Annotated in this window: 21 protein-coding genes; 4 read left to right on the top strand and 17 right to left on the bottom strand. The window is 56.8% G+C overall.

All coding sequences use genetic code 11. From position 1 onward, the window contains the following. Window positions 1-63 precede the first annotated feature (63 nt). The 3 genes from V7Q41_RS03955 to V7Q41_RS03945 all read right to left on the bottom strand — a co-directional run bounded on the left by V7Q41_RS03955 (window position 64) and on the right by V7Q41_RS03945 (window position 3,227). Window positions 64-1,425 (bottom strand): pseudouridine synthase, encoded by a 1,362-nt coding sequence (locus V7Q41_RS03955; RefSeq protein WP_442918790.1) that lies wholly within the window; start codon window positions 1,423-1,425, stop codon window positions 64-66. Then, on the bottom strand, window positions 1,415-2,095 hold the full coding sequence (gene scpB, locus V7Q41_RS03950) for an SMC-Scp complex subunit ScpB (RefSeq protein ID WP_333843057.1): 681 nt from the start codon (window positions 2,093-2,095) through the stop codon (window positions 1,415-1,417). Before scpB ends, V7Q41_RS03955 begins: the two co-directional genes overlap by 11 nt. Before the next feature lie 148 nt (window positions 2,096-2,243). Continuing rightward, complete coding sequence (locus V7Q41_RS03945; protein ID WP_333843054.1) at window positions 2,244-3,227, bottom strand: RluA family pseudouridine synthase; 984 nt, start codon at window positions 3,225-3,227, stop codon at window positions 2,244-2,246. Window positions 3,228-3,307: 80 nt separating this feature from the next. Between V7Q41_RS03945 and V7Q41_RS03940 the strand changes: the two genes are divergently transcribed. After that, entirely contained in the window at window positions 3,308-4,117 is an 810-nt protein-coding gene (locus tag V7Q41_RS03940; RefSeq protein WP_442918793.1) for an outer membrane protein assembly factor BamD, read from the top strand. Here V7Q41_RS03940 and V7Q41_RS03935 read toward each other — a convergent pair. The 8 genes from V7Q41_RS03935 to V7Q41_RS03900 form a co-directional block, all read right to left on the bottom strand. Further along, the gene (locus V7Q41_RS03935; protein WP_333843051.1) at window positions 4,086-6,212 is read right to left on the bottom strand and encodes an ATP-dependent DNA helicase; all 2,127 of its coding nucleotides are present in this window, start codon (window positions 6,210-6,212) and stop codon (window positions 4,086-4,088) included. The genes V7Q41_RS03940 and V7Q41_RS03935 overlap by 32 nt on opposite strands. Further along, on the bottom strand, window positions 6,209-6,811 hold the full coding sequence (locus V7Q41_RS03930) for a hypothetical protein (protein ID WP_333843048.1): 603 nt from the start codon (window positions 6,809-6,811) through the stop codon (window positions 6,209-6,211). The genes V7Q41_RS03935 and V7Q41_RS03930 overlap by 4 nt, the downstream gene beginning before the upstream one ends. Next, complete coding sequence (zapE, locus tag V7Q41_RS03925) at window positions 6,808-7,917, bottom strand: cell division protein ZapE (RefSeq protein WP_333843045.1); 1,110 nt, start codon at window positions 7,915-7,917, stop codon at window positions 6,808-6,810. Before zapE ends, V7Q41_RS03930 begins: the two co-directional genes overlap by 4 nt. 80 nt (window positions 7,918-7,997) lie before the next feature. Then, window positions 7,998-9,425: a dihydrolipoyl dehydrogenase gene (lpdA, locus tag V7Q41_RS03920; RefSeq protein ID WP_333843043.1), complete on the bottom strand. Its 1,428-nt coding sequence runs from the start codon at window positions 9,423-9,425 to the stop codon at window positions 7,998-8,000. Between the two features lie 13 nt (window positions 9,426-9,438). Then, window positions 9,439-10,737 carry a 2-oxoglutarate dehydrogenase complex dihydrolipoyllysine-residue succinyltransferase gene (gene odhB / locus V7Q41_RS03915; RefSeq protein WP_333843041.1) on the bottom strand — a complete coding sequence of 433 codons (1,299 nt, stop codon included), beginning with the start codon at window positions 10,735-10,737 and terminating at the stop codon, window positions 9,439-9,441. A 39-nt stretch (window positions 10,738-10,776) separates the two neighbouring features. Next, window positions 10,777-13,641, bottom strand: coding sequence for a 2-oxoglutarate dehydrogenase E1 component (locus V7Q41_RS03910; RefSeq protein ID WP_333843038.1), 2,865 nt, complete (start codon window positions 13,639-13,641; stop codon window positions 10,777-10,779). A gap of 153 nt (window positions 13,642-13,794) precedes the next feature. Beyond that, complete coding sequence (locus V7Q41_RS03905; RefSeq protein ID WP_333843036.1) at window positions 13,795-15,690, bottom strand: propionate--CoA ligase; 1,896 nt, start codon at window positions 15,688-15,690, stop codon at window positions 13,795-13,797. A gap of 92 nt (window positions 15,691-15,782) precedes the next feature. Then, window positions 15,783-16,385: an isochorismatase family protein gene (locus V7Q41_RS03900; protein ID WP_333843033.1), complete on the bottom strand. Its 603-nt coding sequence runs from the start codon at window positions 16,383-16,385 to the stop codon at window positions 15,783-15,785. 159 nt (window positions 16,386-16,544) lie between these two features. Here V7Q41_RS03900 and V7Q41_RS03895 point away from each other — a divergent pair, with 159 nt between their 5' ends. After that, on the top strand, window positions 16,545-17,087 hold the full coding sequence (locus V7Q41_RS03895) for a C40 family peptidase (protein WP_333843031.1): 543 nt from the start codon (window positions 16,545-16,547) through the stop codon (window positions 17,085-17,087). A 24-nt stretch (window positions 17,088-17,111) separates the two neighbouring features. On the opposite strand, the gene V7Q41_RS03890 is transcribed toward V7Q41_RS03895, so the two are convergent. Together V7Q41_RS03890 and V7Q41_RS03885 are read right to left on the bottom strand one after the other, a co-directional pair. Further along, window positions 17,112-17,270 carry a hypothetical protein gene (locus V7Q41_RS03890; protein WP_333843029.1) on the bottom strand — a complete coding sequence of 53 codons (159 nt, stop codon included), beginning with the start codon at window positions 17,268-17,270 and terminating at the stop codon, window positions 17,112-17,114. Window positions 17,271-17,318: 48 nt separating this feature from the next. Beyond that, complete coding sequence (locus V7Q41_RS03885; RefSeq protein ID WP_333843026.1) at window positions 17,319-18,149, bottom strand: RNA pseudouridine synthase; 831 nt, start codon at window positions 18,147-18,149, stop codon at window positions 17,319-17,321. 69 nt (window positions 18,150-18,218) lie between these two features. Between V7Q41_RS03885 and V7Q41_RS03880 the strand changes: the two genes are divergently transcribed. Together V7Q41_RS03880 and V7Q41_RS03875 are read left to right on the top strand one after the other, a co-directional pair. Next, window positions 18,219-19,775 (top strand): class I adenylate-forming enzyme family protein, encoded by a 1,557-nt coding sequence (locus V7Q41_RS03880; protein ID WP_333843024.1) that lies wholly within the window; start codon window positions 18,219-18,221, stop codon window positions 19,773-19,775. An 11-nt stretch (window positions 19,776-19,786) separates the two neighbouring features. Beyond that, entirely contained in the window at window positions 19,787-20,494 is a 708-nt protein-coding gene (locus V7Q41_RS03875; protein WP_333843022.1) for a VOC family protein, read from the top strand. Window positions 20,495-20,545: 51 nt separating this feature from the next. Here V7Q41_RS03875 and ycaO read toward each other — a convergent pair whose 3' ends face one another. The 4 genes from ycaO to V7Q41_RS03855 all read right to left on the bottom strand — a co-directional run bounded on the left by ycaO (window position 20,546) and on the right by V7Q41_RS03855 (window position 24,842). Further along, window positions 20,546-22,276: a 30S ribosomal protein S12 methylthiotransferase accessory factor YcaO gene (ycaO, locus tag V7Q41_RS03870; RefSeq protein ID WP_333843020.1), complete on the bottom strand. Its 1,731-nt coding sequence runs from the start codon at window positions 22,274-22,276 to the stop codon at window positions 20,546-20,548. Between the two features lie 53 nt (window positions 22,277-22,329). Then, window positions 22,330-23,256 carry a carbon-nitrogen hydrolase family protein gene (locus V7Q41_RS03865; RefSeq protein WP_333843017.1) on the bottom strand — a complete coding sequence of 309 codons (927 nt, stop codon included), beginning with the start codon at window positions 23,254-23,256 and terminating at the stop codon, window positions 22,330-22,332. A 96-nt stretch (window positions 23,257-23,352) separates the two neighbouring features. Beyond that, window positions 23,353-23,856, bottom strand: a complete 504-nt coding sequence (locus tag V7Q41_RS03860; protein ID WP_333843016.1) for a hypothetical protein — start codon at window positions 23,854-23,856, stop codon at window positions 23,353-23,355. Continuing rightward, entirely contained in the window at window positions 23,853-24,842 is a 990-nt protein-coding gene (locus V7Q41_RS03855) for a tRNA dihydrouridine synthase (protein ID WP_333843014.1), read from the bottom strand. The genes V7Q41_RS03860 and V7Q41_RS03855 overlap by 4 nt, the downstream gene beginning before the upstream one ends. Between the last annotated feature and the right edge of the window lie 74 nt (window positions 24,843-24,916).

The following is a 24,916-nucleotide window of genomic DNA, read 5'->3' as shown; positions in this document are numbered from 1 at the left end:
TTTAACCGTTTCGAGGGATTTCCCTCGAAAGACCAAGCATTTTTGGTGCATCTTGCGTCTGATTTAGCGCCCGCCTCGCCCACCTTGGCCACGACTGCCACCCGAACCACCGCCATTGCCGCCTGCTGTCCCACCGCCCGAGCGGCCACCCCCAAAGCCGCCCCCGGCCGAACCACCGCGACGCGGGCCGCTGCTGGTAGGACGTGGGCCACCGACCAAGCCCGCTTTGAAGGCTTTTTGGCCATCCTTTTTACGTTGACGCTCAACTGCGTAGCTGTCTGCACCGATGTAGGCCACCGAGGTTTGCATGGGGTCAGGTTGCGGGGCGCGTTCGGGCAGCTTGCCACCCCGGCGTCGTTCGGTGCGCACCAAACGTTCGGGGCCGCTGTTGCGCTCTTCGGGCGCGCGCGGTGTGGCAGGACGAGGACCAATGCTGTTGCCACGGCGACGGCTGCTGGCGCGTTCGGTGCGGTTGTTGTGTGAGGGGCCGCTTTGCACCGGCGCTTCGGCGCCCGCTGCCTCCATCAAGGCACGAATATCACGCTCGCCCAGTTCTACAAATGCACCCCGCTTCAAGCCGCGAGGCAACACCATCGCGCCGTAACGGATACGAATCAAACGACTCACCGCGTGGCCAACGGCCTCGAACATGCGGCGTACTTCGCGGTTACGGCCTTCAGAAATAGTGACGCGGTACCAGCAGTTGGAACCTTCGCCACCGCCTTCTTCGATCGAGCCAAATTGGGCTGGGCCGTCGTCAAGTTGAATGCCCGTGATGAGTTGTTCTTTTTGGTCTTTGCTGAGCTTGCCCAGCGAGCGCACCGCGTATTCGCGTTGCAAGCCAAAGCGAGGGTGCATCAACTGGTTGGCCAACTCGCCCGAGCTGGTAAAAAGCAACAAGCCTTCGGTGTTCAGATCCAAACGGCCGACAGATTGCCATTTGCCTTGGTACAGGCGCGGCAAACGGCGAAACACGGTGGGACGGTTTTGGGGGTCATCCGTGGTCACCACTTCGCCAGCAGGCTTGTGGTACGCAATCACACGCGGCGGCGGCGGTGCAATGCGCACCTTGATGGGACGGCCATTGACCTTGATTTGGTCACCAAACTGCACGCGCTGGCCAGTGTGCGCCACTTCGTTGTTGACGGCCACATGGCCTTCGGCAATGAGGCGCTCCATCTCGATGCGCGAACCCATGCCCGATTGGGCCAAGACTTTGTGCAGCTTGGGCGATTCAGGCTGTGGCAAGAGCACACGTTTTTCGGGCGCGGCTTCGGCACGGATGAGCTCGGCATCGAACTCGCCAGACACCACGTCTTCAAAGTCAAACGCCGTTTCTTGGTCGTCCAACAACGCGTCGTGGACCTCGTTTGGTTCTTTTGGATCCATAGGCTGGCCACCCAGATCGGGGTTGTTAGTGTTCATTCGTTGCGTTGCCGGTTGGGGCAGGATCTCTGGGTGAGGAAAGTTCAAAAATAGGGGCAGACGGTGTACTTTGGACGGTCTCAGTCGATTCAAGGGCCATGTCCAGTTGCAACGATGGGTCGTCTTCACCCAAGCGGGCAAAGGCATTGGCCTGGGCCTGCGCGCTGTCAAACACAGGCAATTGGTCGAGCGATGCAAGCCCCAAGTCATCCAAAAACTGGCGCGTGGTGGCAAACAAAGAGGGACGGCCCACGGTCTCACGGTGGCCAATGACCTCGACCCAGCCCCGGTCCTCGAGTTGCTTGAGCACCAAGGAGTTGATGGTCACGCCACGCACATCTTCCATGTCGCCTCGGGTCACCGGCTGGCGATAAGCAATGATGGCCAAGGTTTCCATCACGGCGCGCGAATATTTTGGGGGTTTTTCGGGGTTCAAACGGTCCAAAAACTCACGCATCTCTGGGCGGCTTTGAAAGCGCCAACCGGTGGCCACTTGCACCAGCGCCACGCCACGCTGAGCCCAGTCAAGCTGCAGCTCTTCAAGCAAGGTACGAATGGTGTCAGCGCCCAAGGCGTCAGAAAACAGCACGCGTAAATCGCGAATCTGGATAGGCTGGTGAGAACAAATCAGAGCGGTCTCTAGAACGCGCTTGGCATGCACGGTGTTCATCGTGAGAGTTCCGAGTCAAGGGTCAAGGAAAAAGGCCTACGAAAATTCATCTCGAGGCGGTCAGGGTCACGCGGGGCATGACACGGGTCAGAGCCAAAGGGCTCAACGCTTTCACAAGCGTGAGCAAGTATTGTAACGGAGCCAGCTTTTAAAGGGATTCGGGGTGCTTGAGACCCAAATCGGCCATCAAATGGACCATGTCTTGTGGCAGTGGCGCTTCAAACTTCAAGGACTCACCCGTGATGGGGTGCTCAAAGCTCAGGCGAAAGGCATGTAAGGCTTGACGCTCAATACCCAGCGTCATGGGACCCGCGTAGAGCGAGTCTCCCACCAGCGGATGCCCAAAGTGCGCCATGTGCACCCGAATTTGATGCGTGCGCCCTGTGTGCAAGGTGCATTTCACCAAACACGCTTCTTCTTGGCTGCTGAGACATTCAAACGTGGTGTGGGCTTCTTTGCCTGGCAAACGCTCCAGATCAACCACCGCCATGCGCAGGCGGTTGCGGTAATCGCGGCCAATCGCCGCCACGATGTCACGCACGGGTGTGCCGCTCCATTTGCGGTAGGCCACGGCCAAATATTCGCGGTGCACCTCACGCTCGGCAATCATGCTCACCAAGGCATCCATAGCGCGACGCGTGCGGGCCACGATCATCAAGCCGCTGGTGTCTTTGTCTAGACGGTGGACGATGCCAGCACGTGGCAACATCACGGCTTGAGGGTCTAGCGCCAACAAGCCGTTCAACAAGGTGCCGCTCCAGTTGCCAGGCGCGGGATGCACCACCAAACCTGCCGGCTTGAACAGCACGCGCAAGTCTTCGTCTTCGTAAATCACGTCGAGTGGGATGTTTTCTGGCTTGAACGCTTGGCTTTGCGGCGTGGGCTTCAAAATCAGCTGGTAGCGTTCGCCCATGCGCACCTTGGCCGACGCCTTGGTCATCACGCGGGGCGTGGGGGAGAGGCAGCTCACACAGCCTTCGCTGAGCAGTTGCTGTGAGAAGCTGCGAGAAAACTCGGGCAGCAAGACAGCCAGAGCGCGGTCCAGACGCTCGCCATGCAAATCATGGGGAATAGAGAGTTCACGGGTTTCAACCTCAGGGCCTTCAATGAGGTCGGTATGCTCGTCCAGCAAAACATCCTCCGAACAAGGGGCGATCAGGGGCGGCTGAGCCGATAGAATGGTTTGACTTTGCTTCAAGAGGTTGACCTGTGGTGTTACGACTCAAATTATCGACTGTGTGGATGGCCCTTGGCCTGTCCAGCGCCATTCTTTTATCTGGATGCGCTGACAGCAACTACGACGCCACCAAGGATTGGAGCAACGACAAGCTCTACAACGAAGCCAAAGATGAAATGGCCTCGGGCGGTTACGACAAAGCCATTGGCATGTATGAAAAGCTAGAGGGCCGTGCCGCTGGCTCAGCATTGGCTCAGCAAGCGCAGCTCGACAAAGCTTGGGCACAGTACAAATCCAACGAACCCGTGCAAGCGGTGGCCACCCTCGACCGCTTCATCAAGCTCCACCCTGCCAGCCCCGCGCTGGACTATGCGCTTTATTTAAAGGGCTTGGTGAACTTCAACGACAACTTAGGGCTCTTCTCCAACTTCGCGCAACAAGATTTGGCAGAGCGTGACCCCAAGCAAGCCAAAGAATCCTTTGAAGCTTTCCGCGAATTAGTCATTCGCTTTCCAAGCTCCAAGTATGCAGAAGACGCCCGCTTACGCATGGCCTTCATCAAGAACTCGCTGGCTCGCTCTGACGTGCATGTGGCCCGCTTTTACTTTCAGCGCGGTGCCTATGTCGCGGCTGTGAACCGTGCGCAAACCACAGTGCAGGAATACCGCGATGTGCCAGCGGTGGAAGAAGCTTTGTTCATCATGGTTCAGTCCTACGACAAACTGGGTTTGGTGCAACTGCGTGACGACACTAGGCGTGTCTTGGAAAGCTCATACCCCAACAGCACACTGTTGTACCCAGAGCGCGCAGCAACTAAATCGTCGTGGTGGAAGCTCTGGAAATAAAGTCTTGGTGCATCGCTCCTAGCGATTGCGCCAAAGCCTCTGCCGTTTGCAACTGACGCATAGGCGGCAAGGCTGCCAACAAGCGACGGCCATAAGCTGTGGTGACCAAGCGGTTGTCACACACCACCAGCACACCTTGGTCAGACTCGGTACGAATCAATCGACCAGCGCCCTGCTTCAAAGCCACCACAGCCTCGGGCACAAAATAGTCGTTGAAAGGGCTGCGGCCTTGGGCTTCTAACCGCTTGCTGCGGGCTTCTACCAGAGGGTCATTGGGCGGTGGGAATGGCAGCTTGTCAATGATGACCTGTTGCAAGGCATCCCCAGGCACATCAAAGCCCTCCCAGAACGTGGCCGAAGCCACCAACACGCAACCGCCCTCACCCGCCTTGGTGCCTTCGCGAAAACGTTCCATCAAATGGCGCTTGGGCCACTCGCCTTGCACCAACACCTCAATGCCTGAACCTTCGAGCTGCTGCTTCATCGCATCGCCAATCACACGCAAGGCGCGCAGTGTGGTGGTGAGCACCAAGGTTCGGCCCCCCAAACGACGCACTGCATCACTGGCAAGCGCGGCCACTTGCGCGCTGTGCGCAGGATCGTTGGGTCGCACGATATCTCGCGGCACATACAGCGAAGCTTGTGTGGGGTAATCAAACGGGCTGCTCACACGCAACACAGTGGCAGACTCCAAACCGCAAGGCTCGGTGAACCAACGTAAGCGAGGGTCGTCGCCCAACGTGGCCGAGGTGAACACCCAGCTACGAGGGCGCATGTCCATCGCAGCTTCATCAGCTTCTTTGTATTGAGCCGGTAACTTGTCAAAGCTTGGTTCGTCTTGCCAAGGCGGTGGTTCAAGGTCTGCGTCAGCAGGGGTGAGCGCAGGAGGCTGCTTCATCAACCGTTCACGCACGGTTTGGGCAATGTCTAAGGGCGCTTCCATCAAACGCATTTGCGAGGCACTGATGTCGACCCAGCGCACGGCATCGGGCGCACATGGGTTTAAAAAGGCGTCCACACGTTTGGCCACCTCAGCCACGCGGTCGTACAAGCGCATGAAGTCGGGGGCCAGTTCGCTCACCGTGTCTAGCGCTTGCAAAGCTTGCACGCAGGCCGCGCCCACATCTTGCAAAGACTGAGCCCATGCACCGGCATGAATGCTCTCTGGCGCTTCCTCGGTCCAACGCAGCTTGACGGCACTGTGGCGCTTGCCTCCCATCAAACGCAATTCGCGAGCGGCGCGTTCTAAGCCCGAACACACACCCTGCCAATCGGCCAAGCCACGCGCGAGCTGCAAGCCTGTGGCCAGTATGTCGCGTGTGACATCTAACAACTGAGCCGTGCCGAGTTGGTGACCTAGGAAATTCACACCCACTTCATTGAGTTGATGCGCCTCATCAAAAATCACCACGCGCACACTCGGCAGCAACTCGGCCATGCCGGTTTCGCGCACGGCCATGTCAGCAAAAAATAAATGGTGATTGATGACCACCACATCTGCACCCAGCGCCTCACGACGTGCAGCGTTGACGTGACAAGTTTTGAATTTGGGGCATTGCGATCCCAAACAGTTTTCACGGTTAGAAGTGATGAGTGGAATCAAGGGTGAACGCTCATCCAGGCCTGGCAACTCAGCCAAATCTCCCGTGCGGGTGCTGAGTGACCACGTCTCAATGCGCGACAACAAGTGCACGGTGTGACGATCGGGAATTTGTGTGTCGCGACGCGCCATCTCCATGCGGTGGGTGCAGAGATAGTTGGATCGACCTTTGAGCAAAGCCAAACGAATGGGCAGGTTCAGTGCCTGCACCAAACGGGGTAAATCACGCGCAAACAGTTGGTCTTGCAATGCCTTGGTGGCGGTCGACAGCAACACACGCTCGCCACTGAGCAGAGCGGGGACCAAATAGGCAAAGGTCTTGCCTACGCCTGTGCCCGCCTCCACCACCAAGCTGCCGCCATGCGCGACCACATCGGCCACCGCCAGCGCCATGTCGGTTTGCCCTTGACGCGGGTTGAAATGATCGGTGGCCCGAGCCAGCACACCCAAAGGCGCAAAGGCCTCTTGCACCAAGTCACGCAAAGGGTGGCTCATGGGTTTGGCACTGGCAGCGGGGCTGCGGCAGTGCCTTTGCGTTCGCGAATCTTGTTGGCTGCGTCTTCACGGCGCTGCGCAGCCTCGCGTTGCTTTTGCTCGTACTCGCCACGTTTGGTGCCTTGCAGGGCGTGATCGATTTGCTTTTGCGCATTGGCGTCAGCGCGCGCTCTTGCGGCAGCAACTGCAGCCGCTCGTTCGGCTTGGGCTTTCTTTTGCTCAGCTTCGCTGTTGCGTTCAGCCAACTGACGACGAAGCTCTTGGGCATGAATTTGACGCTCTTGTGCGCTGAAGCGCAACTCTTCCTGGCGCAACGCAGCATTGGCCTCGATGCGTCGCTCTCTCGCTTTCAAACGACAACTGGTGACGTCAAATTTTTGATAACACTGTTGCATGTCTTGCTTGTACCGCTCTTCCAATGCCAGACGCTCAGCGCTCAAGCGTGAACGCTCGGCATGGCGCTCCGTCTCAGACAGCGGTTCAGTGATTGCCTCAGTCGACCCATCCATCGGTGCTTGCGCCAAAGGATGCGTCGCTGGCTCAGCAGCCCAAACCGCTGGGCTCATGAAAATCAATAAGCAAATCAAGACCTTGGTCATGTCAAGCCTGTGTCCACCGTGCGGCGCTCCAGCGCCAAAAACTCAGCCGATTGCATCTCATTCAAACGCGACACGGTGCGCGGAAACTCATGCGACATCGGGCCTTCGGTGTACAACGCTTCAGGCGGCACAGCGGCAGACATCATCAACTTCACACGTCGGTCATACAACACGTCAATCAACCAAGTGAAACGGCGAGCTTCGGCCGCCTTGTTGACTGGCATGAGGGGCACATCGCTGAGCAACACCGTATGGAATTGGGTGGCAATTTCCAAGTAATCATTTTGCGAGCGCGGGCCGCCGCACAGGTCTTTGAAATCAAACCAAACAACGCCACCTGCACGACGGCGGGCTTTGATTTCACGCGCTTCGATGTGCAACACAGGGTCTTGATCTTGGCACTCAGCCAATCGGTTGAAGGCATCGGTCATCGCAGCATCGGCCTTGGCGCCCAAAGGGCGCAGATACAGCTCGACTTGCTCTAAGGTGCGGCGGCGGTAATCCGTGCCGTTGTCCACATTGATGATTTCCAACTCTTGGTTGAGCAAAGCAATCGCTGGCAAGATGCGGTCGCGGTGCATGCCGCCTGGATACAAATCGTCGGGCTTGAAGTTGGAGGTCGTGACAAAGCCCACGCCGTTTTCAAACAAGGCGTCGAGCAAGCGATGCAAAATCATCGCGTCGGTGATGTCAGCCACATGAAACTCGTCAAAGCAAATCAGCTTGTAACGCTTGGACATTTGCTTTCCCAACACATCCAAGGGATTGACTGTGCCCTGCAACTCACGCAACTCGCGGTGCACCTCGCGCATGAACTCATGAAAATGCAAACGCGTTTTGCGCTGGATCGGCACCGCCTCAAAAAAGCAATCCATCAAAAAGCTTTTGCCACGCCCCACCCCGCCAAACATGTACACGCCACGCGGAATGGGGGGGCGGTTCACCAGCTTTTTCAGCGGGTTGGAACGCTTCTCTTTGTAAGCGGCCCACTCCGTGGCGCAACGCTCTAGGGCCTCAATGGCACGCAGCTGGGCAGGGTCACTTTTGTAGCCTCGAATGTCGAGTTCTTTGAGGTAGTTTTGATGGACAGGTTGTTGGACGGACATAAGAGCTGTATTGTGCCTTGGCCATGAAAAAAAGCCCGCTGCTGCCAGCGGGCTTTGAGACGACAAACGATAAAAATCGATCAGAAGTTCAGCGTGCGTTTGTCCACCGCCAAAGCCGCTTCTTTTGTCGCCTCAGACAGCGAAGGATGTGCGTGACAAATACGGGCGATGTCTTCAGCAGAGGCCTTGAATTCCATCGCCACCACGGCTTCGGCAATCAACTCCGACACCTGAGGGCCCACCATGTGCACGCCCAAGATTTCGTCAGTCGTGGCGTCTGCCAAAAACTTCACCATGCCCGTGGTATCGCCCAAAGCGCGGGCACGGCCGTTTGCGAGAAACGGGAAAGTGCCAGCCTTGTAGGCCACGCCGTCGGCCTTGAGCTGCTGCTCGGTGCGGCCCACCCAAGCAATCTCGGGGCTGGTGTAGATGACCCAGGGGATGGTGTTGAAGTTGACATGACCATGCTGGCCCGCGATGCGCTCGGCCACGGCCACGCCCTCTTCTTCGGCCTTGTGCGCGAGCATGGGGCCACGCACCACATCACCCACCGCCCACACGCCAGGCAGGTTGGTTTTGCAATCACCGTCCACCACAATGGCGCCGCGCTCGTCGAGCTGCAATCCCACCGCCTCGGGGTTCAAACCAATCGTGTTGGCCACGCGACCAATTGAGATGATGAGCTTGTCAGCATCCAACACCACGGCTTCGCCTTTGGCGTTGGTGTAGTTGACGGTGACGCCCTTCTTGCCATTGACGATCTCACCGACTTTCACGCCGAGTTCGATCTTCAAGCCTTGCTTGTCAAACGCCTTCTTGGCTTCTTTGGCGATTTGTTCGTCCACAGCGCCCAAGAAAGTGGGCAGACCTTCCAAAATGGTCACGTCAGCACCGAGGCGACGCCAGACCGAACCCATTTCCAAACCGATCACGCCTGAGCCAATCAAAGCCAGCTTCTTGGGCACTGCGCCCAAGCGCAACGCACCATCGTTGGACAACACATTGACTTCGTCAAACGGCGTACCAGGCAAAGCGCGGGCATTTGAGCCAGTGGCGATGATGACTTGCTTGGCGGAAATGACCTCCTCCAGCTGACCTGCGACGTGGATGGTGTAGCCACCTTCTGCTTGACCAGCAAAACTGCCGCGGCCATGGAAAAAAGTGACCTTGTTTTTCTTGAACAAGTACAAGATGCCATCGTTGTTTTGCTTGACCACATTGTCCTTGCGGGCCAGCATCTTGGCCACGTCCATCTTCACGTCTTTGACGCTGATGCCGTGGTCTGCAAAATGGTGGTTGGCATGGTCGAAATGCTCAGACGACTGCAACAATGCTTTAGACGGAATACAGCCCACATTGGTGCAGGTGCCGCCGGGCGCAGGGCCGCCGGCTGCATTTTTCCACTCGTCAATACAAGCGACTTGGAAACCGAGTTGGGCCGCACGGATGGCTGCGATGTAACCACCGGGGCCACCGCCAATGACGACGACGTCAAATTGTTTTGACATATGAATCTTTCAATTAGATATCGAACAGCAGACGCGCTGGATCTTCCAGCGCTTCTTTCATAGCCACCAGACCCAAGACAGCTTCACGGCCATCAATGATGCGGTGGTCGTACGACATCGCGAAGTAGTTCATCGGGCGAACCACCACTTGGCCGTTCTCCACCATGGCGCGGTCCTTGGTTGCATGCACACCCAAGATCGCAGACTGGGGTGGATTGATGATGGGCGTTGACATCATGGAGCCAAAGGTACCGCCGTTAGAGATCGAGAAAGTACCGCCAGTCATCTCCTCAAGGCCCAACTTACCGTCGCGCGCTTTGACGCCGAATTCGGCGATTTTCTTCTCGATGTCGGCAAAGCTCATTTGGTCGGCGTTGCGCAAAATAGGCACCACCAAACCACGTGGAGAGCCCACGGCGATACCAATATCAAAGTAGCCGTGGTAGACGATGTCATTGCCGTCCACTGAGGCGTTGAGCACGGGGAATTTCTTGAGGGCATGCACAGCGGCTTTGACGAAGAAGCTCATGAAGCCCAACTTACAACCGTGCTCCTTTTCGAAACGCTCTTGCATGCGCTTGCGCATGTCCATGACGGGCGCCATGTTGATTTCATTGAAGGTGGTGAGAATGGCGTTGGTCGATTGCGACTGCAGCAAACGCTCGGCCACGCGCGCACGCAGGCGTGTCATGGGCACGCGTTGCTCTGGGCGTTCACCCAAATTCACCGCAGGGACGGATACCTGTGGCAATGTTTTGGTCGGTGCGCCAGTGGGGATCACAGAAGCGGTGGACTGAACGCCGCCTTGCACGGCAGAACCTGAAACGCCGCCTTGCACGGCGGCGAGCACATCACCTTTGGTGACGCGGCCATCTTTGCCAGTGCCCGCCACCGAGCCAGAGGCCAAGTGGTTGTCGGCCATAAGCTTGGCCGCTGCTGGCATGGCCACACCAGCTTTGCTGTTGGAGGCTGGTGCAGCAGCAACGGCTGCGGCTGAGGCGGCTGGCGCTACTGGGGGTGCTGTAGCAGCAGGGACAGCTGAGGCAGCAGAAGCGGCAGCACCTACTTTACCGTCGGTATCGATGCGCGCAATGAGCTGCTCAGCGGCAACCGTGCCGCCGTCTGCGACCAAAATTTCACAAATCACGCCAGCTGCGGGGGCAGGCACTTCGAGCACCACTTTGTCGGTTTCGATGTCGATCAAGATTTCATCAGCGGCGACAGACTCGCCCACTTTCTTTTTCCACTGCAGCATGGTGGCTTCAGCCACGGATTCGGAGAGCTGCGGAACTTTTACTTCGATGATTGCCATATGTATTCTTTCAATAGTGCAGGTTGTCTATGCAACGATTTATTTCTGAAGCACAAAGCCTTTAAGCTTGCCGAATGCGCCTTCGACCAATGCTTTTTGCTGTTCTTGGTGCAAATGTGAGTAACCCACCGCAGGCGACGCAGAGGCGGCGCGGCCAGAGTAGCCGAGCTTTTGACCTGCGGTCATGTTTTCGTGGATGTAGTGCTGAACGAAGAACCAAGCCCCTTGGTTTTGTGGCTCGTCTTGCGTCCAGACCAATTCAGTGGCGTTCGGGTATTTTTTAAGTTCAGTGGCAAACGCTTTGTGAGGGAATGGATAGAGCTGCTCGGCACGCAAAATGGCCACGTCGTCAGCACCCAACTCTTCACGCTTTTTGACCAAGTCGTAGTAGACCTTGCCAGAGCACACCAACACGCGTTTGACCTTGTCCGCCTTGAGCGCTTTGTTCTCAGGAATGATGGTTTGAAAACCACCCTTGATGAACTCAGACACGGGTGAAGTCGCGTCTTTATTACGCAGCAAGGACTTGGGTGTGAAGATGATCAAAGGCTTGCGCAAATCACGCACCATCTGGCGACGCAACACATGGAAGATCTGGCTGGCCGTGGTGGGCTGCACGATCTGCATGTTGGTGTCCGCCGCCAATTGCATGAAGCGCTCAAGGCGCGCTGAGCTGTGCTCTGGGCCTTGACCTTCGTAGCCGTGCGGCAGCATCAAGGTCAAGCCGTTGACACGGCCCCACTTCACTTCGCCAGAGGCAATGAACTGGTCGATCACCACTTGTGCGCCGTTGGCGAAGTCGCCGAACTGAGCTTCCCAGATCACCAGGGTGTGAGGGTCGTTTGAGGCATACCCATACTCAAAAGCCAACACAGCCTCTTCGGACAGGATGGAGTCAATCACCGTGAATGGGGCTTGGTTGTCGGTCACGTGTTGCAATGCAACGTAAGTGCCAATGTCCCACTTTTCCCGCTTTTGGTCGTGAATGACCGCATGGCGATGGGTGAAGGTACCTCGCCCAGAATCTTCCCCTGACAAACGCACAGGGTAGCCACTGGCCACCAAAGAGGCGAAAGCCATGTGTTCGCCCATGCCCCAGTCCACATTGACCTCGCCACGGCCCATGGCAGCGCGGTCGTCGTAGACCTTTTTCACCAACTGGTGAGGTGTGACGGATTCAGGAATGGTGGTGATTTTTTCAGCCAAACGTTTCCACTCAGCCGAGGGAATCGCTGTATCGCCTGCGTCTGTCCACTTTTTCCCCAAGAAAGGTGCCCAATCGACGGTGAACTTGGTTTTGAAGTTGGTCAACACTGGATCTTCGGTGTGTTTGCCAGCATCCAATGCAGCGCGGTAGGCCTTGACCATGTCGTCGCCTAATGTGTCGCCCAAGCCCTGAGTGGCCAATTTGTCGGCAAACAGTTTGCGCGTTCCTGGGTGAGCGGCGATCTTTTTGTACATCAGCGGCTGGGTCAGCGCAGGCGTGTCTTGCTCGTTGTGGCCGAGTTTGCGGAAACACACGATGTCGATCACAACGTCTTTGCGAAACGCCATGCGGTACTCGAGCGCCAACTGCGTGGCCAAGACCACGGCCTCGGGGTCGTCGCCATTGACGTGTAAGACGGGGGCCTCCACCATCTTGACGATGTCGGTACAGAACACACTTGAGCGCATGTCGCGCGGATCAGAGGTGGTGAAACCAATTTGGTTATTCACAATGATGTGCACCGTGCCGCCCGTGGTGTAACCACGGGTTTGGGCCAAAGCCAAAGTTTCTTGGTTCACGCCTTGGCCGCCAAAAGCGGCATCACCATGCACCAAAACGGGCAACACTTGGTTGCCTGTTGGGTCAGCGCGGCGATCCATGCGCGCGCGCACAGAGCCCTCCACCACGGGGTTGACAATTTCCAAGTGTGAGGGATTGAAAGCCAGCGACAAATGAACAGGTCCGCCTTGCGTAGACACGTCCGAGCTGAACCCTTGGTGGTACTTGACGTCGCCAGATGGCAGTTCTTCAGGGGCGGTGTGGTCAAACTCTGCAAACAAGTCAGCAGGCAACTTGCGCATGGTGTTGACCAACACATTCAATCGGCCACGGTGAGCCATGCCAATGACAACTTCTTGCACGCCTTTGAGGCCAGCGAGTTGCACCAACTCATCCATCGCCGCGATAAAGCTCTCACCGCCTTCAAGCGAAAAGCGTTTTTGCCCGACGTATTTGGTGTGGAGGTATCGCTCCAAGCCTTCAGCTGCGGTCAGGCGGTCAAGGATGTGTTTTTTCTTTTCAGAATTGAAATTGGGTTTGCTGCGAATGCTTTCCAATTTTTCTTGCCACCACCGCTTTTCACCCATTTCTGAGGTGTACATGAACTCTGAGCCCAAAGTGCCGCAGTAGGTTTCGCGCAGGGCATTGAGCAACTCACGCAGACTCATGCGGTTTTTGCCAAAAAACGTGTTGCTGGTGTCAAACACAGTTTCTTGGTCGCCATCGGTGAAGCCGTAAAAGGCAGGATCGAGGTCAGGAATATGGGGGCGCTCCGTGCGCTTGAGTGGGTCGAGGTCTGCCCAGCGTTGGCCCACATTGCGGTATGCAGCGATGAGCTGTTGCACAGCGGTGCGTTTGCGACCCATTTCAACATCGGCACTGGCCAATACAACTTTGGTGCCGCCTTGTTTGGCGCGTTCCGCAAAGGCGTTGATCACAGGCAAGTGAGGCACGTCTTTGGCGTTCGAGCCATCGACAGCAGGCACATGCGACAGCGCATCAAAGTAATCGCGCCAAGAATCGGGCACGCTGCCTGGATTGGCTAAGTAGTTTTCGTACATCTCTTCGACGTAGGGCGTGTTGCCGCCAAAGAGATGGGTATTGCCTGAATAGGCTTGATAGACGCTTGTCTCATTCATATGCGCTGACCTCCGTTTCCCTGCAGGAAACATTAGTTGGTTGAAAAAAAACCTCCGCGACACGGCTGCACCGATTGGCGGATGCGACTTTGGTCAGGTTTGACCTCAGCTACACCCAAGATTGTGCCACCGAAACAGCCGTGCACCGCCCGATTAGGGGATTTGATCTTTGATTTGTGACAGAGCGGTCGGGTCGTCGATGGTGGTCAAGTCACCAGGGTCACGCTTTTCGCAAACGGCTTGGATCGCGCGGCGCAGCAATTTGCCACTGCGTGTTTTGGGCAGGGCCGTCACGAAAATCACGCGCGAAGGACGGGCCACGGCACCGAGCTGGTTGTCCACCACTTTCATCACTTGCGCCTCCAAAGCTTTGCGGGCGGCATCATCCGTCAAACCCGATGTGTCTTTGACAATCGCAAACGCCATGGCGACTTGTCCTTTGAGTGGGTCGGCCACCCCCACCACCGCCACTTCGGCAATGTTGGGGTGACTGGAGATGCTTTCTTCGATTTCACGCGTGCCCAAGCGGTGCCCCGCGACGTTGATCACGTCGTCGGTACGTCCCAAAATAAAGAAGTAACCGTCCTCGTCGCGCACCGCCCAGTCAAAGGTGTTGTAGACCAGCTGATTGGGTACGGTGTTCCAGTAAGTGCTGACAAAACGCTTGTCGTCGCCCCAAATGGTTTGCAAATTGCCAGGAGGCAGCGGGCCTTCGATGGTCAAAACACCTTTTTGGTTCGCGCCAGTCAACTCGGCGCCCGTTTGGTCGTCGACCAACTTGACGTTGTAGCCATAAATGGCCTTCCCAGGGGAGCCAAACTTGCTGGGCGCTTTCTCGACGCCATTGCAAATGCTCAAAATTGGCCAACCCGTTTCAGTTTGCCAGTAATTGTCAATGATGGCTTTGCCGTTCAGGCCTTCGGAAATCCACTTGGCCGTGGGTTCATCCAAAGGCTCGCCCGCCAAAAACAACGCTTGCAGACTGGACAAATCATATTTGGATAGCAGCGCGGGATCTTGCTTTTTGAGCACACGGATGGCTGTGGGCGCGCTGAACATCACGTTGATTTTGTACTTCTCGACCAAGCTCCACCAGATGCCGCCGTCTGGGCGAATGGGCAGGCCTTCGTACAAAACCGTCGCCATGCCGCCAATCAAAGGGCCATAGATGATGTAGCTGTGGCCTACCACCCAGCCGATGTCGCTGGTGCAGAAAAACGTGCCGCCCGGCTTGCCTTCAAAAATATTGGGCATGCTCGCCGCCAAAGCCACGGTGTAGCCGCCCGTGTCGCGCTGGACGCCCTTGGGCTTGCCCGTCGTGCCCGAGGTGTAGAGGGTGTAGCTGGGGTGGGTGGACTCGACCCATTCGCAAGGCACGACCGTGTCCATGTGCTTGGCGCGCTCGGTGGCATAGTCCACATCGCGACCCGAAACAGGGCTGAATGTGGCCAGTCGGCGATCCACCATGATGACGTGGGCGGGTTTGTGGGCCGACAACTGAATGGCTTCGTCCAGCAAAGGTTTGTAAGCGACAACCTTGCCACCGCGTGAACCCGCATCGGCGCTGATGATGACTTTGGGCGATGCGTCTTCAATGCGCGTGGCCAACGAGTGAGAAGCAAAACCTCCAAACACCACCGAGTGAATGGCGCCCAAGCGAACGCAAGCCAACATGGCAAACGCTGCCTCGGCGATCATCGGCATGTAAATCAAGACACGATCGCCTTTGACCACCCCCAAGTCTTGCAAGATCGCCGCCATCCGCTGCACTTCAGCATGCAGGTCACGGTAGGTGTAAGTTTTTTCTTGGTTGGTTTCTGTGGACACAAAAATCAACGCGGCTTGGTCTGCGCGCTCTTGCAGGTGACGGTCTACCGCGTTGTGACACAAGTTGGTCTGGCCGCCCACGAACCACTTGGCAAAAGGCGGGTTGCTGTAATCGCAGATTTGTTGCGGCGGGGTTGACCAATCGATCAATTGGGCCTGCTCAGACCAAAAAGTGTCACGGTCCTCAATGGAACGGCGGTGAAAATCTGCAAACGCAACCATCTGGCTCTCCTCAAAACGAATCGGTACTGAATTCATAATTATGAGAGGAAGGGACTTGCAACAAGCTGACTTTGGGTCTGAGTGAATACCCTTTATTTGATCAGGGCCTGAATTTCTTTGAAAGGGTCGGCCTCAGCGCTACGCAACCACTCAAACAAAACCATCTCTGTTGTGACGAGTTCAGCGCCCGCACCAGCCAATCGGTCAAATGCAGCGTCGCGGTTGCGCTCGGTACGCGAACTGCAAGCATCCGTCACCACCCACACCGCATACTCTTCTTGCAGCAGGTCCAAAGCGGTTTGCAACAAGCAAATGTGCGCTTCACATCCCGCAATCACGATGCTTTGCCGCGTCGGCTCTTGCGGTACCGCCTTTTGCAAATGCTTGGGCAAGCTGCGGGCGTTGCCTGACAGAGCGCGTGCGGCGGGGCGCAACACCTCGCTCAAACCATCTGGGCAAGCGCTGAAGCTCATTTTGGAAAGGGTACGACGGCACAGGGCCCTCAAAGCCTCAGGGTTTTGACCCAACTTCTCTGGGTTTTGCTCAGTGCCGTAGGCAGGCACTTCCATCCAATGCGCTGCTTGGGCCAAACGCAAGGCGTTGGCCAAAACCAAATCGGCTTCAAACATGGCGGGCATGAGGCGGGCTTGGTAGTCCACCAACACGAGTTGGGATTCTTGGTCGTCGAGCAACATAAGTGATACAAAAGAAACAGTAGGAAACTACAAGTATCGACGATGCCCCATGCCGCCCCAAGCCTGCGCACCCACTCTAGGATTAACCCTAGTCAAATCAACCACTTAGACGATTCATTTGATAAGTTTTCGCAGGCAAACACGCTAGAATGTCGGTTCATGTTGAAACATACCCTCTTGATTTTTTGCTTCGTCGCGCATGCACACGCAGCACCGTCGAACAATGCCGCAGACGACATCGAACGCTATCTGGCCGAACGCGGCATCGTCGCGCAAATGGACCAGATGCGCGAGGCGGTAGGCGATAAAGCCTCTGATTTGGTCGTCAATGCCATGACTTTTTTGGGCGTGCCCTACCGAAAAGGCGGCACCAACGCCAACACGGGATTTGATTGCAGTGGTTTTGTGCGCTCCATGTTTGAGCAAACCGTGGGCAAAGTATTGCCTCGCCGGGCCAGCGACCAGGCCGCTGCGACAGAAAAAATCGACAAACAAGACCTCAAGCCCGGTGACTTGGTGTTTTTCAACACCATGCGCCAAACCTTCAGCCATGTTGGCATTTATTTGGGCGACAACAAATTCATCCACTCACCCAAACCCGGTCAACAAGTGCGGGTAGACGACATGCGCCAAGCCTATTGGGATCGACGATTCACAGGCGCTCGGCGGGTTGAGACCAAGCCCGAGACTGGGAAAAACTAAAAAAGCCCATCCACGGATGGGCTTTTATTTTTTCTTGTTGATGAGGTCAGGCGTCACTGCGTCCAATACATTCACCGTGGTTTTAACGCCGTACACCACCGTAGAAGCTGCCGCATCGGCCACGGCGAGAACAGTACAGGCTTGCAATGAAGCACAGGCTAAGACAATCAATACGAGTTTCATCAGAGGTTTCACTTTTTAAGCACGAAGGTTTTGATAAACATCATTATCTCAAAACCTTTCGCCCTCGCTCAAATAGCGCCATGTCCCCTCTTGCAAATCGCCCAAGCTGACCCTGCCCAATCGAATACGACGCATAGCCAGAATGTGCAAACCAGCCAACTCGCACACATAAGCAGCCAAGCCTAAGTGCGCGCCCTTGACCGCCAAACGCAATTTGCTGCGCTCGGGGTTGGCGCTGCCCACGCTGATTTTGAAATCCGGCAATCGCAAACGCTCATCGCGCATGGCCCGTTCAATCGGGATCAAGGCCTGCGGCAACACCTCGCCGCGCACATCCACCATCAGCTCTTGCTCCATGAACGGCATGTCTTCCATCAGCTTGCGCTGCACGCGAAAGTCTTGTGTGAAGACCACCAAGCCGCTGGCTTCGTACTCCAAAGGCACGCTGGCATCGAGCTTGGCCAAATGGCTCTTCATCCAGCGAACACCGCTGTGGTCGTGTTGGCTGTGTTGTGCCACTGTGAGCAAGCTGCGCACGTTGTTTGGTTTGGTGGGGGCACGACGCAATGGGGCTGAACTCCCTCCCGAAGCGGGCCGATCCGCTGGCAACGCCTCCAAACCATCAGTCCAGCCAACGGGCTTGTTCAACACAAGCGTGACTGACAAGAGCTTGAGCAAACTGGCATGCGCATCTACCAACACAGTTTGGTTGGCCACACGAAACTGTGGCTCTTGCACCACCACACCGTCCACGCGCACAAAGCCTGCCTCGATGTATTGCTCGGCTTCACGGCGCGAACAGTCGCGCAGCAGCATGATGCGTTTGGACAGGCGTTCGCCCTCTGCGGAGCGTTCGACCCTGGATTTGCTGGAATTCATAAGGGCTGGATCCTCCCACAGTTAAACGTTGTATCGTTCAAGCGTTTGCTTCTTTGTGGAGAGTTTTCGTTGAATTTGGCTCATTTACTTCAGCGCATGGCGCGCCAGTTTCCAAACCGAGCTGCTATTTTTAGTGGCACACAGCCTGTTGCCTCCTATGCGCAATGGGCCCAACGCAGTGCCCTGCTCGCCCAGCGTTTTGAAGCTGCAGGCCTCAAACCGGGCGACCGCGTGGCCCTGTTCATGCACAACCACCCGCGCTACCTTGAAGTCTTGTTTGGCGCTTGGTGGGCCGGCTTGGTGGTGGTGCCCATCAACGCCAAGCTGCATGTGCGCGAGGCGCAATGGATTGTCAACAACGCCCAAGCCCGTTGGGCATTTGTGACGGCCGATGTCAGCGCCGACTCGACAGAACCCTTGCAGGGCTTGCAGCGGCTGCTGGATGTGGACAGCTCAGAGGCCGATGCTTTTTGGTCTGTGACCACGTCATCCAGCGAGGTCTCTTCGCACATGATCGTTGAGCGACAGCCAGACGACCTTGCTTGGCTGTTCTACACCAGCGGCACCACAGGTCGCCCCAAAGGGGTGATGATCACCCACCGCAATTTATGGACCATGGGCCTCGCTTACTTCAGCGATGTGGATGCGATTACGGCGCAAGACGCCATGGCCTACGCTGCGCCCATGTCGCACGGCGCGGGCTTGTATGCCATACCGCACTTGATGGCGGGTGCGCGCCATGTGGTGCCTGCTTCTGGTGGGTTTGATGCAGCTGAGCTGTTTGGGCTGGGCCAGGCCCTTGGCCCACTGTCTCTGTTTGCCGCGCCCACCATTGTCAAGCGCTTGGTCGACCATGCAGCGCAAAACGGCCTGAGCCCAACAGATTGCGCCCTCGCCTTCAAAACCATTGTCTATGGTGGCGCGCCCATGTATGCGGCTGACATTGAGCGGGCGCTGCGCATCATGGGCCCACGCTTTGTGCAAATTTATGGTCAAGGCGAAAGCCCCATGGTGGGCACCTCCTTGTCGCGCTTTCATTTGAGTGACACCACCCACCCCGAACACGCCCAACGCTTGGCCTCGATTGGTGTGGCGCAAACGCCTGTGCGCATTCGCATCACCGACGAACTGGGCCACGACTTGGCCTTGGGCGAAGTGGGCGAAGTGTTGATCCAAGGTGACAGCGTCATGGCTGGCTACTGGCGCAACCCAGAAGCCACACAAACCGCGATTCGAGATGGCTGGTTGTTCACCGGTGACATGGGGAGCTTGGATGCGCATGGGTTCCTCACCCTCAAAGACCGTAGCAAAGACCTCATCATCAGTGGCGGCTCCAACGTTTACCCGCGTGAAGTGGAAGAGGTGTTGTTGCAATTTCCAGGGGTGAGCGAAGTGGCCGTGGTGGGCGCACCCGACGCCGAGTGGGGAGAAATCATTGTGGCGTTTGTGGTGCCCCACCTGGATGCCACGCTGACCAGCGAGGCACTCGACACGTTTTGCTTGAAAGCGATCGCCCGTTTCAAACGTCCCAAGCGCTATGTGCTGGTCAGCCACTTACCCAAAAACAACTATGGCAAAGTATTGAAAACAGAACTGAGGCAAAGACTGCGCTCAGGCGAGTGGTAAGGTTGCGCCACATGCATACACAAATAGACCACCTCGTCATCGTTGCCAAATCCTTAGAACAAGGCGTTCAATGGTGTGAAGCCACATTGGGCATCACGCCGGGCCCTGGCGGCGAACACACGCTGTACGGCACACACAACCGACTGTTCAAAATTGCCTCGCCTGCCAACCCCATGGCCTATTGCGAAATCATCGCCATTGATCCCAACGCCGTTCGCCCTAAACGCGCCTGCCCCACCCGTTGGTTCGACATGGACAACCCCAGCTTGCAAAAGGCAGTCGCCCAAGAGCCCCGCTTGGTGCACTTTGTGGTCAACACACCAGACATCAAAGCTGCCCGCATGGCCATTCGCATGCAAGGCATTGACCGTGGCCCTGCCATTTCAGCCAGCAGGCGCACCAACCGCGGCACACTCAATTGGCAAATCTCGGTGCGTGCCGATGGCCAGCGCCTGTTTGACGGCTGCATGCCCACCCTGATTCAATGGGGCAAGCCTGAGGCAACTGATCCACTCAAGCTCCACCCTCGCAACACCCTCACCCGCTCTGGCGTGACCTTGCAAAGCCTGGAGGTGACACACCCCAGCGCAGACAAACTGCAAGCCGCTTATGAGGCCATCGAGCTTGCGCGTGTGCGCGTGTCCGAAGGCACGGCCAACCTCAAAGCCACGCTGCAAACACCCAAAGGTGTGGTGGTGCTAGAGAGCCTAGGCACGTGAGGGGTCGCTGTGTGTGGTGCAGGGTCCACCTGCGGTTGCACCCAGTGCGCTTTAACTTTTATACGCCAGCACCTTGTCATACGCCGCCCAGAGCTGATGCTGCATCTCGCAGCCATCCATCATCAAGCCGGGGGCTGAAATACCCATGAAGCGATCCGTCTGCATGATCAGGGCGTGGGCTTGCTCAAACACCCCTGCGCCAAATAACTTGCGAATCGCGCCCACATAGGGCGCCGTGTCACCCCGGTCGGTGAGTAACACCAAGGTCTCGATGCATGCATACACCGCACGGCGTTGCTGAGGAATTTGGTCAAAGTGGCGAATCCACTCACAGCCCTCCACCGTTGCGGCCTCGTCACCACAGGCCAGGGCCAACAAGGTTTTGAGCTCGCCCACGCGCAAGTCAGCCCACAAACTGCTAGCATCAGCGACCATGCCAATCAAGCTCGCCACAGGTCGCTCATCGGCCAAGTTGAATGCGCTCAAAGATGCCAAGAGCTCAGAGCACTCTTCATTGTCGAGGTCGGTCAAGTTAAGAATGGCTTCGCGCATGTTGTTGGCGATGCTGTTGTTTTCAAAATCGAGGTCATCCACGGGATAAATTTCAGACATGCCAGGCACCAAAATACGGCAAGCGTAGACGCCCAACAGCTCGAAGTCGGCAATGTAGATGTCAAAGCCATCGGCGTGCATGCGTTCAACACAGAAGGCATAGTCTTGTGCGGTGGTGCCAGAAAAGTTCCAATCCACAAAGACAAAGTCTGGAATTTCGCCCAAGAATTCCCAATGCATCACGCCGCTGGAATCCATGAAATGCGTTTCGATATTGCTTGCGCTGGCGGCCTCATCCAAATCAAAGGTGGGGGTAAAAAATCCCCCCAAAGCGTCGAGCGTACGGCCTTGAAGCAGCTCGGTCAGGGCACGCTCAAGCGCCACCTCAAAACGCGGGTGAGCGCCAAAACTGGCAAAGCAGCCTTGGTCATCGGGGTGCAGCAAGGTCACGTTTATCACGGGGTACTTGCCGCCCAGCGAGGCGTCTTTCACCAAAATACCAAAGCCTGCCGCACGCAGGGCCGCGATGCTCGCAGCAATTCTTGGATAGCGTTGAATCACCGCCTCGGGTACATCAGGCAGGCAAACGCCTTGGCTGATGATGTGGGCTTTCACGTGGCGTTCAAAAATTTCAGACAAGGCTTGCGTGCGTGCCTCTGCCACGGTGTTGCCCGCCGACATGCCGTTGCTCACATACAAGTTGCCAATGATGTTGACAGGGATGTAGACCGTCGAAGCGTCGCGCTGGCGGACATAGGGGATGGCGCAAATGCCTCGCTCTTGATGACCCGAGTTGAAGTCCACCAAGTTGGCGCAGTCGATATTGCCCTCTGGGTTGTACAACTTGAGCAGCTCGGCATTGAGCAAGCCCTTGGGCCAAGAACCATCCTCGGTCAAATCAAACCATCGCTCTTGGGGGTCGTGCACAAACGGAGCATGGGCAGTGAGGGGGCCAAGGTAGACATCTGTCCAAAAATAGTGGGTCACCAAACGCTCATAAAACTCACCCAAGGCACTGGCCAAGCACGCCATGCGTGAAGCCCCATGGCCATTGGCAAACAAAGCCGGGCAATCGCGGTCACGGATGTGGACCGACCAAATGCCCTCCACGGGATTGCGCCAACTTTGCTCTTGGATGTGAAACCCCATCGCCTGCAGCTTGGCTTGGAGGGTGTTGATGGTGGATTCAAGCGGCGCGTCTTTGCCGAGAATAAAACTGTGAGTGGGCAAAGTAAATCGCTTTTTAAAAATAGCTGGGGTGCCCTAAAGCAAGGGTCATGATCCTATCGCCGCACAGCCTGCTTTTCTTCACGGTCGACCTGGAGTGAAAACACGTCTGGCCTCGCATAGTGTCCGACTGGATCGAAATCTAGTTTGCTCTTCACCAAGGTGTCTCGATCAAGATCAGCCATCAATATGGTTTTTTCGTCATACACAGGGCCAGCAATAATCTCGCCTAAAGGTCCGACGATGACACTTGCGCCTCGCATCACAGTGTCCGTTGGCTTGTCACCAATGATGCCTCGCCAATCTGTGCCATATTCACCACGGGTCATGCATTGGCCCGCGCTCAAGACAAAACAGCGCCCTTCCATGGCAATGTGTTGCATCGTGACCAGCCAAGTTAATCTGTCATCTGCTGTGGGGGCGCAATAAATCTCAACACCCTGGGCGTACTGGCTCATGCGCAAAGCGGGCATGTAGTTTTCCCAGCAAATGACCGCACCAATCTTGCCTAAATCTGTGTCCATCACATCAAGGGTTGAGCCATCGCCAAAGCCCCACACCAAGCGCTCAGAACCTGTGGGCATGAGCTTGCGGCGTTTACCCACTAACCCTTTCTTGGGATCGATGAAAACAACCGTGCAATAAAGCGTGGAGCCACCGCGTTCAATGATGCCCAACACCACAAAGACATGGTGCTCATGCGCGGCTGCACAAACAGCCTTGATTTCTGGTCCATCCAAATCAACCGCCCCATTGAAGTAACGCAGGTACTCTTGACGCCCCTCGGGCAGGCGGCGGCCAATCGGGGCATCGAACGTGAGGCCCTTGGGATAGGTACCCAAAAATGCTTCTGGAAACACCACCAGTTCAGCGCGCTGGCGAGCCGCATCTGCCATCAACCGACAGATTTTGTCTGTTGTTGCAGCGGGGTCAAAAGCCACGCTGCTGTCTTGCACCACAGCCACTCTCACTTGGGATTTCATCTTGTCGCCTCAGCTCTGTTGGTTTCTCATCAATCTAACACCAAGCCAAGCGACTTTTGAGCCGCTGCGCTCGAACTTGCCAAGGGTTTACCAGCGTCAATGCAAACACCCCGCATCCACCCAAGCCTGAGCGGTTGAGCGGTTCAACTGAAAGCCAGCGGCCACCCGCACCTGAGCCAACACCTTGCCACCATCGTCTTGCGCACTCAGCGTGGCGTAAGGGTTGTCGTCATCGGGCACGATGTCAAGCAACACGGTGACGCGGCCCGTTGAGCCATTGACTGTGACCGACTGGTGCAGCGTGGCGTGCAACTGCTGCTCACTGCGGCGCACAAACTCGCTGGCGGTTTTGACCAAGGTGATGAACGCATTGCCATCCAGCGGTTTGGGGTTCTTTTTGTCACGGCCCATGGTCCACGGACCAATCAGCGCGGCTTCGGATTCGCCGTCTTTGAACATGGCGACCGCCCAGCCGTCGTCATCGTCGTTTTTAATGACTTTGGCCGTCCACGTTTCGTTTTGCCACAGGCGGGGTTCTTGCGCCCAGCCGCTGTCGGGGGTGTCGTCTTGCAAATTGTCTGGGATGAGGCCGTGGTTCATGTGGATTGGGTGGCGTGTTCGGGGTTGGCTTGGATGGCATCGAGCCACGCGTGAATGTCTTGGGGGCGGGTCAAGGTGCGCACATGCAAGTAGGCAGCCTCGGCCTCGGGGTAGTACTTGCGTAAAAAATTAAGCCATTGTTTCAAGCGTCCCGCTTGGTGGCGCTCGCTGACGTGGCCAGTGACGATGCGCCAAAAGGTCTGCAGGTGCAGCGGCAGGTCTTGCCACTGCACGTCCCGCGCAGGGGCTGGCAAACCATGCGCACGGGCATCATGCGCTTGGATGGCCCAGCCAAGACCTGGGTTGGTCACCATGCCGCGGCCCAACATCAAATCAAAGCAGCCCGACTCTGCACGGGCTTGGATGGCGTCTTGCACATTCCAAATTTCTCCGTTCGCCACCAACGGCGTTTTGACCTTGGCTTTGATGTCGGCAATGCGGTGCCAATAGGCAGGTGGCCGGTAGGCATCGGCCTTGGTGCGAGCATGCACCACAATCTCACTCGCACCACCCGCCTCCAGCGCCAAAGCGCATTCCTCCGCCGTGCTGTCGTCGTGAAACCCCAGACGCATCTTGGCGGACACCACTTGGTGGACAGGCACGGCGGCACGCACGGTGCGCACAATTTGGTACAGCACCTCGGGGTCTTGCAGCAACACCGAGCCACCGCCATGGCGGTTGACTTGCTTGGCGGGACACCCAAAGTTCAGGTCCACCCCGTCACAGCCCATGCCCGCCACGCGCGCCGCGTTGTCCGCCAAACAATGGGGGTCAGAACCCAATAACTGAGGCCGAACCGGCACGCCTGCAGGTGTCAACCCACCGCTCAACAACTCGGGCACGATGCGCAAAAACGTGCGCTCGGGCAGCAAGGTGTTGGTCACGCGGATGAATTCGGACACGCAACGGTCCACCCCGCCAATGCGGGTCAGCACGTCGCGCAGCACAAAGTCGAGCAAGCCCTCCATCGGGGCAAGAATGAGCATGGGGTGGGGTTGGTATGAAAAGAGGCTGCCGTGCAGCGAAGACACTACTCTACCTAAGTCCAGCGGCGGTCGGT

Source organism: Limnohabitans sp., from assembly GCF_036804465.1.
Lineage (GTDB): Bacteria > Pseudomonadota > Gammaproteobacteria > Burkholderiales > Burkholderiaceae_C > Limnohabitans.
The sequence above is the reverse complement of the archived record's forward strand: the minus strand, read 5'-3'. Positions and strand labels throughout refer to the sequence as shown.